Source organism: Microcystis sp. M109S1 (genome assembly GCF_020247025.1).
Classification (GTDB): Bacteria; Cyanobacteriota; Cyanobacteriia; order Cyanobacteriales; family Microcystaceae; genus Microcystis.
The window spans coordinates 1-10,170 of sequence record NZ_JADBRW010000345.1 but is presented as its reverse complement, the minus strand read 5'-3'; the positions used below and the strand labels follow the sequence as shown (position 1 = coordinate 10,170).

Annotated in this window: 10 protein-coding genes; 1 reads left to right on the top strand and 9 read right to left on the bottom strand. The window is 43.3% G+C overall.

Features of this window, described 5'->3' with window-relative positions:
* From IM322_RS17410 to IM322_RS17375, 8 genes are all read right to left on the bottom strand, one after another.
* Positions 1–65, bottom strand: a 65-nt coding sequence (locus tag IM322_RS17410) for a helix-turn-helix domain-containing protein (RefSeq protein ID WP_155117941.1), incomplete at its 3' end; no start/stop codon positions are given.
* Between the two features lie 358 nt (positions 66–423).
* Positions 424–888 carry a DNA phosphorothioation-associated protein 4 gene (locus IM322_RS17405; protein WP_079206955.1) on the bottom strand — a complete coding sequence of 155 codons (465 nt, stop codon included), beginning with the start codon at positions 886–888 and terminating at the stop codon, positions 424–426.
* Between the two features lie 72 nt (positions 889–960).
* Positions 961–2,553, bottom strand: a complete 1,593-nt coding sequence (locus IM322_RS17400; RefSeq protein ID WP_287673161.1) for an ArnT family glycosyltransferase — start codon at positions 2,551–2,553, stop codon at positions 961–963.
* Between the two features lie 426 nt (positions 2,554–2,979).
* Positions 2,980–5,334 (bottom strand): GH116 family glycosyl hydrolase, encoded by a 2,355-nt coding sequence (locus IM322_RS17395; RefSeq protein WP_287673163.1) that lies wholly within the window; start codon positions 5,332–5,334, stop codon positions 2,980–2,982.
* A gap of 124 nt (positions 5,335–5,458) precedes the next feature.
* On the bottom strand, positions 5,459–5,902 hold the full coding sequence (locus IM322_RS17390) for a DUF3531 family protein (RefSeq protein WP_079206944.1): 444 nt from the start codon (positions 5,900–5,902) through the stop codon (positions 5,459–5,461).
* A gap of 256 nt (positions 5,903–6,158) precedes the next feature.
* The gene (locus IM322_RS17385; RefSeq protein ID WP_004163182.1) at positions 6,159–6,740 is read right to left on the bottom strand and encodes a CPBP family intramembrane glutamic endopeptidase; all 582 of its coding nucleotides are present in this window, start codon (positions 6,738–6,740) and stop codon (positions 6,159–6,161) included.
* Positions 6,737–7,795, bottom strand: coding sequence for a DUF3326 domain-containing protein (locus IM322_RS17380; protein WP_287674045.1), 1,059 nt, complete (start codon positions 7,793–7,795; stop codon positions 6,737–6,739). Before IM322_RS17380 ends, IM322_RS17385 begins: the two co-directional genes overlap by 4 nt.
* A complete protein-coding gene (locus IM322_RS17375; RefSeq protein WP_002734354.1) occupies positions 7,792–7,968 on the bottom strand; it encodes a DUF8621 family protein in 177 nt (58 codons plus the stop codon). Before IM322_RS17375 ends, IM322_RS17380 begins: the two co-directional genes overlap by 4 nt.
* A 204-nt stretch (positions 7,969–8,172) precedes the next feature.
* Here IM322_RS17375 and IM322_RS17370 point away from each other — a divergent pair, with 204 nt between their 5' ends.
* Positions 8,173–8,727 carry a Uma2 family endonuclease gene (locus tag IM322_RS17370; RefSeq protein WP_287078365.1) on the top strand — a complete coding sequence of 185 codons (555 nt, stop codon included), beginning with the start codon at positions 8,173–8,175 and terminating at the stop codon, positions 8,725–8,727.
* 78 nt (positions 8,728–8,805) lie between these two features.
* Here the strand turns inward: IM322_RS17370 and IM322_RS17365 are convergent, their stop codons facing one another.
* The gene (locus IM322_RS17365; RefSeq protein ID WP_287674042.1) at positions 8,806–9,648 is read right to left on the bottom strand and encodes an Rpn family recombination-promoting nuclease/putative transposase; all 843 of its coding nucleotides are present in this window, start codon (positions 9,646–9,648) and stop codon (positions 8,806–8,808) included.
* Positions 9,649–10,170: the final 522 nt, after the last annotated feature.

Here is a 10,170-nt window from a genome sequence, read left to right as displayed (position 1 = left end):
GTGCGCCGCAATAGCGACTCTTGTTCTGGTGTGGGGTAAAATCGAAACGAATAGGCTTTTTCCATGTCTCACATTTTAGCATATATTTGGTAAATGCGCTAGTATTTAACGGTAAAGCCAACCTAGAACGACGGGGTTTCAGACCCAAAATTTTCGATGAGAAAAAAGCGCATACCAAACTACACTGATAAGTAGGGTCTGCCGAATAAATCTAAAAACCTTGTTGGATAAGACTTTTAGACTTTTTTTCCCTCAAAAAGTGCCAGCCATTGGGGTGATCGGGGGGAAAATTCAGGTACTTTTTCCCTGAAAATTAGGTAGTTGACCACCTGAAAACGGGTAAAACCCTACACCCCACACCCCACACCCCACACCCTACCACCACCGAAAAACTTTTTCAGCATACCCTAACTAAGATTTCTACTACAAAAATCTGCCTAAATCGAATTCCGTTGTGGCAGTAATTTCTCGAAAACGTTCTTGACTGATAATTAACAATAATCTTTCAGTATAATCCACCGCACCGCGCAATTCTCGTTCTAATCTTGCTAAACCAGCGTTGGCATATTCCTCGAAAATTGTCACTCGCAAAGCTTCCGAATCTACCCGATGAGGAGAAAGAATTTTCGTGTCTTGGAATTCATTGACTGCCAATAATTTGATTAGGGTATCGTAGCCACGAGAAATAAAAATTTCTAGGTTAATAGGTGAGGGTTCCTTCGCTACATTTTCTATCGCCACCCTCTCCTGATATTTTACCCCTAAAGCCGCCGCAAAAGCGATGACATCAGCATAGGTTTGAAAGGGTCCAATTCCCTGATTAAAATTAACTAAGGACTGGACAAATTCCCCTTTATCTCTAGCAATACGCACTCGATGAATGGACATATTTATCAAGTAAAAAGTAAAAAAGGTTACAAAATTCAGGAGATAGGAACCCGCTAATAAATGATAACTGCTTTAAGGATAAGTTTTAATTAGTCCTTTAGCTTGGTAAACATGAAATTGTTCGATGGCGACACCACCGCGCTTGATCGGAATGACAGCTACTTTAGTTATATCTTGGAAATAGGGACGGTAGCGATCGATTATTTCCGGTCTTTCTAGAGAACTATTCGTAGTAATTAATAAACCATTTTTACCGATCCATTCTTGAGGATTAAACCAAATTTGATAACCCCTTTGATCATTGTTAAAACAGGTGACGGGAATAGGAACTAGGGGATAAAGGGCCATATCTAGCCATGCGGTCACATAAAAATTATGGGTAAAAACGAAGCTAGAATCTTTTAAGAGTGCTAATAATTCGGGAGAATTAGCAAAGCCTTGGCGCAGTTGATCGATATCGACAATTTCCCGAGAAGGGTCCTGTTCTGGGGCAATAATTCCCCCAAAAATTGCGTATTGACTAGGTTTTTGGAAAGTGCCAAAAGTAACGTGAAGCATTGCTATAGATAAAACAGTAACGATAAAAATTCCTGACCCCCATAACCATCTTTTTACCCAGATTCGAGAAGATTGCTGCCAAGTAGTGGCCTTTTCTCCTAATAAAATTGTGCAGGACCAGAACCCGGGTAAAATCCAACTAGGGGCGAGATAATGGGAAGCACCCACATAAAGCATTCCCAGGATTAAAGGCAGAGAAACCGAGAGAATTAACCATTTTTTTAGTGATTCTTCTTCTCGATGAAAAAATCTTTTTTTCGAGATAAAATTAGGAATTTGTTCGGCAAAGCTTTTAAATGTCACCCACCACATCGGCAGACCGAAAGGTGGAAACATCGTGGCGATACTAATGCCAACAACCGAGAGAATACCGAGAATATTAAAGGTTTTCGGTTCTCCAGAAAAACGGTCTTCTAAATGAAAGCGAAAGGAAATCCAATCATGGTTAATATTCCAGTAAATAATCGGCAATAAAGTTATCAAAAAAAGAATAAATCCTGATCCCAACCAGGGCGATCTAAATACAGGCCAATAGCGGGGAGTGGTCAGACAAAATAAAACTAAACCAAAGCCCAAAATAAAGCCGTGATATTTACTTAAAACCGCCAATCCTACGGCAAGTCCAATATAAGCGAGACGATAGCTAGGATGATAGTTTTTTTCCCGAATTGGCCAGAATTCTTGGGCAGCTAAATAGACTGTTAATGACCAAAAAAAGATTAAAGGACTATCTGGCTGCGAAAGAATCCCGAAGACGATCCCATAGATGGGGATAAGAGTGGCGATCGCTAAAGTCATTCTGGCGACCGGCAGACTGAACAATTTTAAAGCGGTCAGATATAGCAAGCAGAGGCTGCCAGTATAGAGGAGGAGAGTACCGAAGCGAATCGTAAATTGATTGACTAATCCCGTGATCCAAGTCCCAAAACCCGTGGAAATCGCTACTATTGGCGGATGATCGAAATAACTCCAATCCAGATTATGGCTGTAAACATAATAATAGGCTTCATCGTAACCGGGATAAAGCCCCAAGGCGATGATTATTCTAAACAGGAGTCCACCGATGAGCAGATAAACGGCAATGCGATCGCTAAGTATTTTGGTCAAAATTCTTACCTCATTTCATCGCTAAAACTGATGTTAGAGACGGGAGATTTTTGGGGTTGCCAGATTCGAGATTTGTGCATCTATGGCAAGGTTAGATTTAAGTGTGATCTTTATTTACTATATCACCAACTCTGTCATCTCTTAGCCCTTGGCTATCAGCAAACTCTCCCTAGTCGTTGCTGATTTGCGATCTGAAAGTAAGATTAAGGGAACAGGTAACGGTAAACTTAGATAACGAAGGCAGGAGGAGAGGGCAGGAGGCAGTTTTTGTAACGGGGATTTATGCCCCGCTCCCAAAACTTTTCGCCTTAAGGCGAAGTTTTCGACCCGATTTTTTCGATAAAAGTGATGTTAAGTAAGTGTTTGTAATTAAATATAACAATTTAGCCATTGACGAGAACCGGCTCGCTCCAGAGCTGCGAAAATTTATCCCTGAAATTCCGTCAAAACCCCATAGATGGCCCAGATAGCCATGGCGCGTAAATAATGACAGGCGCGGAAAGTTCCCACCGATGTAATCGCTTCTGGAGTGCGAAATTGTAAGCCATTTTCATAGACTTGTTTCACCACCGCTTCTGTAATTTGCCATCCTTGCTTTTCCATTCCCATTTGCATCAAAAAAGCCACCAACCCAAAATTAATTCCTACCCAAACTTCTAAGGGATGAGTTGCCTCGGGATTTTCGGGAGTACCATCAGGTTTTAACCCATTTGCCGCCCCAAATTTTCCCCCATGAAACTTGAGAAAACAAGCCTGATAAATCTTACTTAAAGCTGATTGCGTGTATTGATTTTCTACCACATCCGGTAAAGCCAATAAACGGGCATAAAATTGACCGCATAATTGGTCAGTCATCACCACATCAGAACCACTACCACTATCTAAATTATAATATTCTCCATTCCAGAGAGTCTGATGATAAATAGCGCGAGATTGTTGTAACCAACTGGCAAAAATTGCCGTATCTTCCCCAAGAATTGCACCAATTTTAATCGCCGCTTCTAGCGCCGCTATCCACAAACCACCGCAATAGGCACTAATTCCCTGTAAACGCCAATCATCAAAGGTTTGGTCTGGCGCGCCAGAATTTTCGGGGATGCCATCGTTATCAAGGTCAAAAGTTTTTAAATATTGCAAAGTTAGGACGATAGACGGCCAACATTCTCGCAGAAAATCCTCATCTTTTGAACCGGTTAATAAATAATCCCGATAGACTAATAAAACAAAATCACTGCCTAAATCTTTCCAGAGATTACAGTCTTGATAACTGGTGTAATTACTCTTTTGCCAAGGGTGTTCATTGGGCGCGCCTAAATCGTGGGGAGTGGCATTTTTGGCCTTACGAATGGCACTAGCTTGGTTATAACCGATAATCCGAGGAGTGTCGTCGTGGGTGGGAATTGCCCTGGCAAAAGCTTCCATCACAGCCTTTTCTAAGCGCGGCCATAACATCAATAACCCAAAGGAACCATAGAGACGCACATCGAGACTTTCATACCAACGATAATCAATACATTCTAACACTCCGAATTGACCGATCGCATCCTGTTCCGTGGCTGCCGTCCAGAGAGTGCCGCCGTCCGTTAACAGGTATAATTCATTAAATAAAGCCATTTTAAACCAATCGGCCAGATCGTTGCGTTCTAGGATCGGTTTTTGCCAGTTAATAATATTTTCTCGCCATGTATCGCCGTGTTTTAAAGCCGTGCGTACCATCGCCCAAGCATTTTGACCATTGCGACCGAAAAAGTCCGTATAACGACGATAATAGTTAATTCCTTGGGCAAATTCGGTGACTGGTAAATCCCAAGCTAAAATAAAAGGAATTTTGCGAGTTTTCCCCGGACGAATGCTAAAACGAATCGCCATGGCCGTGGCCGTTTCTTCCCCTTTTTGGGCGGGGGTTTCGTCCTCAATATCCGGTAAAGAGCCATTCATGGCGAAATAGTCCCAAACTTCGCCCCCATCGCCCGCAGGGTTCCATTTACCCAGATAAAATACCTCTAGACTCGGATTAGTGATACTAGCAATCGCCATCTGTCCATCCCCTTCCCCGGGGTTTTCGTAATCCCGACGCATTAGACAGCCAACGCGGAAATTATCGACAATCCATTGATTATAATTACCCTCACTTTCCCCCCATTTTGATTGATATTCATAGACGGGACTACCATCATCTCTCACCTTAACCACTGGGGATTTAATCGCGTTAGTAAACCAACCGATTGTATTTTGCCAAGTCAGCATAATACTAATAGTAATCGGTTTATCGGTGGGATTATGAGCCGTCCATTCAAATAGGGCAATAGGATAACTACTTTCTTGATAATTATGCGCCCAAACCGGTGAGAATTGTTCGCAAATTAATTGAGTCTGAAAAACATCTTTGTACTCGTACCAACTGCGGGGATAAAGGGACCAATAGGTTCCCTTTTCGGCTGGATACCACGACCAGCGCGATAATGTTCCATCCGTCGGGCTTTCCGTCGCCATAGCGTAGGCTTGGGCGCTTCCGTCTTCTGTTTGTTCAAAAATGCTAAATTGACAGGCTGCAAGGCTATTAAAACTGTGTTCACCGCCGTCCAGATGCCAGAGGTTAAAGTCACCTTTGGGGGAACGTCCGATGCAACCGGCCCCAAATCCTCCCAGGGGCATCCCATGCCAAGGACCATCATCTAAATTGCTGGCATAGCGGACGCTGTAGGGTTTTTCCCAACCTTTGCCCAGAGGACGTTTCCAAGCAGCGGCGGGAATTTCTGGAAGGGAGATGAGATTAAGCATAGATGTTTTTAACTGGGGTGTGGGGTGTAGGGTGTGGGGAGATGGGAGAATAAATAAAAATAATCTCCTGATTACTGATTACTGATTACTGACTCCACCAAGAAACTTTTTCAGTAAACCCTAATTATTCGCTAAAGAGATAATTGCTGCGATCGCTAATTGGCCAATCTTGATTTTCTCCACCGATAATTAAACGTTTAATATCGACAAAATCCTTACTTAATTGGGTCAAGGCATTGATTAAAATATCTAAAGCAATAAGATCGCTAGTACCAAGGTCAAACCAACAACGTCCCCAAGTACCTAAGTATTCAAAATCGGTCATATTGTGCATCGGTGACATAAAGGCATTTTCGGCCATATCTGGATCGTATTCCATATAACTAATATCGACTCCCACCTCCTGTACCTGTAGGTTTTCGGCATTGAAAGCCCCTAATTTACCCAAATAAAACCAAGAGGCAAAAACTTCTTCTACATATTGCTGTTCCATATTCGAGGGAACCGTCGAAAATTCCAGCCAAAACCAGACATCAAAAGGATTGAATTCGCGAAATTGTACTTCCATATTTTTTATAGGAGACAGGAGTAGGGAGTAGTCACTGATTACTGATTACTGATTACTGATTACTGATTACTGATTACTGATTACTGATTACTGATTACTGATCACTGATTACTGATTACTGATTACTGATCACTGATTACTGATTACTGATTACTGATTACTGATTACTGATTACTGATTACTGATCACTGATTACTGATTACTGATTACTGATCACTGATAACTTCCCCACTGATAACTGATAACTGATAACTGATTACTGATTACTATGCTGTAATTTCCAGAGAAAACTAGCGAGGAGATTGGTGATAATATGAGCGAGGATCGGGATTAATAAATTACCGGTGATGATGACGGTATAACCGAGGGCAAAACCGACAACAGTTGCCCAGATAACATAGGGCCATTGTTGGGAACCGCTAAAATGGAGGATACCAAAAATCAGACTAGAAACGGTTAAACCAAAGATATTTAAGCCCAAAGCCGGCAAAATCACCCCGCGAAATAATAATTCTTCACTTAACCCCGGCAGTAATCCAATCCAAATTAAATCGGGCCAAGCTAAAGGTTTAATGACTAATTCTAAGTAAGCGTTAGCACTATGGCGATAACTAGACCAAAAACGATATAGAAGCCCACTAATTCCACTAATTGCCCCCGCTAAGGCTAATCCGAACAGGAAATCCGGGAGAGTCAAGCGAATGGCGGGAATAGCGATCGCACCGAAATATTGCCAAACTTTGGCGACTACCAGCAAGATAATCGCCGTTACCGCCATAATGGTGAGGACTTGTGTGCGTGTCAGGGGATCAAATTCGGAATTAGGGGAATTAGTCACGGATTCTCGGATAAACAGCGTAAAGAGTGTAAATTAGGGCGAAGAGATGCTAGGCTAACCCCGGCCCGTTGACAAACGATCGCACCGATCGCCTCTGTATATGAGTGTACCCTAATTGCTTTCACCCCTAGAGGTTCCGGGGCCACCTTCATTCTTGTACTATTTTCCTGTACAGCAATCAGTACAGTTTTTTCTTGACAAAAACCCAAAACTGTGCTACATCCGCAGGCACTGGCGGGAACGATCAGCGCGTCCACCTCCCGGCGCCAAATAGCATCGGGACTGGGCTGCTTGACCAATTGGGGGGCGCGACTTAAACCCACCAAAACGCAGGGTAAAAAAGTATAACCGATTTCTTCGGCTGCGGCCTTGGGGGAAAGTTGCGGATCGAGGGGCAGCGGACTTAAAGCGGGAGCGTGGGCCGCCGGTATTTGGAATTGTCGGACTACTAGATGGGAAATCACCGCTTCGGCCCCAGCAAGGGGATCCACCCCCTGACCATGGCGATAATTAGCCAGGGCAATGCTATCGGGATCGTCGGGAAAACGGGCAACAATGGCGATCGCTTCTGCCCGGCCCTGTTTAATCAGTTTTTCTGCTCCCCGCAGCAAGCTGTCGGGATTGCCAATTGTTCCCCAACTGGCCCCAGAGGCTGCCTCTCGCAACTGCACATTTAAGGGGGCATCGGTGATAACGTAATCGGTGAGATCTAAGCCCAGGGTAGCCCGGACAGCATCGGCAGCCTGAAGGTGTCTTTGCAAGAGGTCAAATTCAATGGCGCGATCGAATAGTAACCCGATGCGATTTTGATGGACGGGACTTAATCCCCAATCCCCCCGGGCAAAACGATCTAAAGCGTAACCCTCCACATAATAGGTGTTGGCTAGAGGCCAGTACAGTTGTGCGCCGTTGAGGACATTGGGATGGGTAATTAGGCGATCGCAAACTTGGGCGATCGCTTTGGCCACGGGAATGCCATCCCCAGCATAACCGCCAATCGCTGCCCCGATGCCGGTGGGAATAATTAGTACGGCGGTATAGGGACGAGAATTCACGAGGCAGTGGTGACAATCGCTTCGACTTTTACCTGATTATTCTCGGTATCTACTTCTGTGATTGCCCAACGCAAGGGTTCACCGCGTTTGGCCAATTCTTTTTCGATTTCTTGCTGCAGTTGTTGTGGGGTTTCCTGTAGGTCGATTTCGGCACTAATAAAGTGAGTGGTCATGGGGATTGTCTGGGATAGTTATCCCCTCAGTTTATCAAGATTTTGCCCTCTTGCGCTGGCTTATCGGCTCTCTGGGTCAGGAACCACAAAGACACAAAGGACACAAAGATAGATCGCTATGTAAGTTAAACTGATCACACAAAGAATAAGAGAGCCAAAGCCATTCTCGTACTATGATTAATACTAGGCTTTCCCCTAGAGATTATGATCGCAGTTCCCAACTACATCAGTCCCCAAGAATATCTCGCTATCGAGCGCCAGAGTCAGATCCGTCATGAATACCGACGTGGTTTGGTTTATGCGATGGCCGGCGGTACGGATAATCACGATCGCATTGCCCTTAATCTACTCGCTCTGGTTAACCTGCATTTCGGCGACTCTACAGACTGTCGGTTTTACTCGGGTAATGTCAAGGTTAACTATCAAGATCAGTTTTATTACTATCCCGATGCTTTTGTTACCTGCGATCCTCGCGATCGCCAAGATCGTTATCTGAAACGCTATCCGAAACTGATCGCGGAAGTGCTTTCCCCCAGTACGGCCGCTTTTGACAAGGGCGAAAAATTCCAAGATTATCAACAGATAGAAACGTTAGAAGAATATGTATTAATTTCCCAAGAAATCCAGCGAGTGGAATGCCGTCGTCGTAATTCTCTGGGGACATGGGAAACGACTATTTACGAGACAGACGATCGGGTGATCCTGCAAAGTATTAACCTAGAGTTAGCCATCACAGATCTCTACCGCGGAATAGATTAAAGTGTGAACTACTCTCAAGGTGGTTGAGAGCTTCCTGCTTCAAATGGGAATGGATAGACCGCATTTAGTTTATTTGTACTAACTTGCTCGGCAATTTTCCAGCCATTGTTCTAAATCTTGTAGTGACTGAAAATCTAACAAAGCTTCTCCCAAGTTTTCTAACTGTTCTAGGTCAAGACTGCGAATATTGGGCAATAATTCGGGAGAAATGTCCCCTATCCGCCGATTTAATAGACGTAAAACTAGGTTAGCTTCTCCTTCTTGTCGTCCTTCTTGTCGTCCCGCTTGTAAACCCTCCGACCAGATTTCTTGATAGATAACTGATTCTTTCATGATGTCTTTCCTCAATAATCGTTGAATGATGTCTTTCTCTAATACTAACCCGGCTAGAATAGCGGTAGATGCAGCCAGATTACTTTGTTCTCGACTATCGCTGATTTGCTCGATTTCTTGGGCAATTTGCCGCAGTAAGTTTTCTTGTTTCTCAGCTTGAGCGAGTATGGCAAAAGGAAACAGTCCGGGGGCCTTTAATAAGGGTTCGGAGGGTTGTTCCCAGAGTCTAATCACTTCAAATTGATGAGAGGTTTTCCCTTGTTTATAATCATTTTGTCGGACTGTGGGGGAGTCACTTTTCCTCAGATAAATAACCACTTGATGGATAGGTTTGCGGGGATAGCGTCGATAGAGTCTGGTGGCATAATCTAGCATTCTATAGGGAATATCTTCTTTAGGGTCGGTTTGGAACTCGATATGTAAGATTAATTCTTCCGACTCCAAAAAGATCAAAGTATCGGCTCTAATCGGCTCTAGGGATAATTCCGAGGGTTTAATTTCTGTTAATTCTAAGGGTTTACCCAGTAACCAAGTGGCTAAGTCTCTCGAATATTCAAGGGCGATAAATTTACAGGTAGAATCATACATTTTCAATTCAATTATAGGTTAAGCTGTTCGTAATTTAAATTGCTTGTTGAGACGAGGCAAGAGGCAAGAGGCACTCTTGCAAGAGGCAACACCCCCCACCTGACAGGTGTAGGTTTATTACAAAGAGGTGAGCAGTCACACACTCAAGGTGAGAAAATCAAGCTAGAGATTTAGAGGAGCATCGTGAAAGGCAATGCTGAAAAACAAATATCTCAAGCAGTGGTCGTGCATGGTTTCAGAGCATCTACCCCATTTGTCAATTAGGGTTGATTCATTTAAATTAAGTACAGCGGATTTTGAGTCAATAAATTTGACCGAAGATTCTCAATTTTATCTTTTTCTAATCAAAAGAGTTAGTCACAATAATTAATCTTTAATCTTCTGCCAATATTTATTATGAATAAATTGATAAAGCTTGTTCCCAAGCCACTAAAAGCCTATCTCTCTTGAAATTGTCTGAGAGTACATCCTGTTAATTTAGCTAATTTTTCTGCTTCTTACGTCGATAAAACTATCAGTTTT